Below are 1897 nucleotides of genomic sequence, written 5' to 3' on the forward strand. Positions count from 1 at the left end.
CCTCAGCAACTCAACGTCGTCTCCGCCCAGTCCGCGTGGTCCGAGTCGTTGCCGTCTTCGCCGTCCGTGACCACCAGGCGTATCGTCTGGGCGCCGGTCACGTCGGCGGACAGTTCCTGGGCCGGCATGGCGTTGGTGAGGACCCCGGTGGAGGCGACCTTCCTGGTGTCCGCCCAGATCTCGAAGGCGACCGTTCCCCGCGACAGCTTCTCGTCGTCGACGCCGACGAGGGCGGAGACCTTCTCGCAGGCCGCGCCCGCGTAGTACTCGACGCTGCTCGGCGCGTGGACGCCGAGGCCCTTGGCGTAGGTCTGGCCGCCGATGGTGATCGGGTTGCCGTCGCCCGCGGCGTTCTCGCCGTTGCTGGTGTTGCGCTCCACAGGACCCCAGCCGTTGGACGCCGAGATCCACGGCAGGTCGCCGAGCGCCGAACTGCCCGCCGGGGGCGCGACGACCACGTTGGCCGTCAGCGGCAGCACGCTCTCGGAACGGACGCCCCGCGGCGAGCGGTACGTGGTCTTCAAGGTCAGGCCGTACGTTCCGGGGGACGTGCCGACGGGTGCGGTGACCGACCACGCCGTGGTCAGCTTCTCTCCCGTACGCAGCACGGACGCGGTCGTCGGCGACGTGGCCCGCAGGCGCCATCCGGCCGGGCCGCCGAGCGACACGGAGACCTTGTGCGCGGAGGTGCGGCCGAGGTCGGTGACCTCGGAGGTGAGGTCAGCCCGTTTGCCCGCCTCCACCAGCGCCGCGCCCTTCGCGCCCAGTTCGACGGCGGGCGGCTGCTTCGCCCACTCGCCGTCGGCCGTGACGCGCAGCAGGACGGTGCCGTGTGCGGGGACGGTCGCCGAGATCCGGCCCGCGGTGTTGAAGCTCTTGTGCCGCCACAGGTCGCGCAGCGTGTATCCGGCGGCGTCCGGCAGGCCGACCGCCTTCGCGGTCGTGGAGACGGACTGGGCGGTGCCGTTCTCGTTGAAGAGGGCGACGGCCCGGCTGCCGTCCTTCATCTCCTTGGCGACGACCCAGCGCCCGTCCTGCGACGAGAGGACCTCGCCCTGCCTGCCCAGCGGGTCCTGGTCGACGGCGATGACTTCTTTGTTGCCGAGGATCTCGAAGGTCGCGGGTGAGGCCTTGCGCAGGTCCGAGCCGATGAGCAGCGGCGCCGCCATGATCGACCACATCGAGAAGTGGGTGCGGTACTCGGTGTCGGTCATGCCGCCGTTGCCGACCTCCAGCATGTCCGGGTCGTTCCAGTGCCCGGGACCGGCGTACTTCGCGAGCGGCAGGTTCTGCTTCATGATCGACAGCATGGAGCCCCAGCTGTCGCTGATGTCTCCGGTGGTGCGCCAGAGGTGTCCGACATCGGCCGCCCACTCCCAGGGCTTGTTCTCGCCCCATTCGCAGATGCTGTAGACGATGGGCCGCCCGGTGGTCTCGGAGGCGGCCCTGAGCGCGTCGCGCATCGCGGTGTACCGCTGCTTGGCGTCTACGCCCTGGTTGTTGCAGTTGTCGTACTTGAGATAGTCGACGCCCCACTCCGCGAACTGCTGGGCGTCGCTGCGCTCATGGCCGAGCGCGCCGGGGAACCCCGCGGAGTTGCAGGTCTTGGTGCCCGCGCTGGTGTAGATGCCGAGCTTGAGGCCCTTGCCGTGGACGTAGTCGGCGACGGCCTTGATCCCCTGCGGGAAGCGCTTGGGGTCGGGGACCAGCTTGCCGTTCGCGTCGCGCTCGGGCAGCGCCCAGCAGTCGTCGAGGTTGACGTACTCGTAGCCCGCGTCCTTGAGGCCCTTCTCGACGAAGATGTCGGCGATCCCCTTGACCATCGCCTCGTCGAACTCGGCCCGGCAGTGCGTGGAATTCCAGTTGTTGAAGCCCATGGGCGGGGTCGGCACCAGGC

At 69.7% G+C, this 1897-nt stretch carries 1 protein-coding gene; it reads right to left on the reverse strand.

Annotated elements, in window-relative coordinates; all coding sequences use genetic code 11:
- Positions 1 to 2: 2 nt before the first annotated feature.
- Positions 3 to 1895 (reverse strand): NPCBM/NEW2 domain-containing protein, encoded by a 1893-nt coding sequence (locus AB8Z36_RS38930; protein WP_440582121.1) that lies wholly within the window; start codon positions 1893 to 1895, stop codon positions 3 to 5.
- Positions 1896 to 1897 lie beyond the last annotated feature (2 nt).

The sequence above is a fragment of the Streptomyces flavofungini genome (assembly GCF_041028215.1).
Lineage (GTDB): Bacteria > Actinomycetota > Actinomycetes > Streptomycetales > Streptomycetaceae > Streptomyces > Streptomyces flavofungini_B.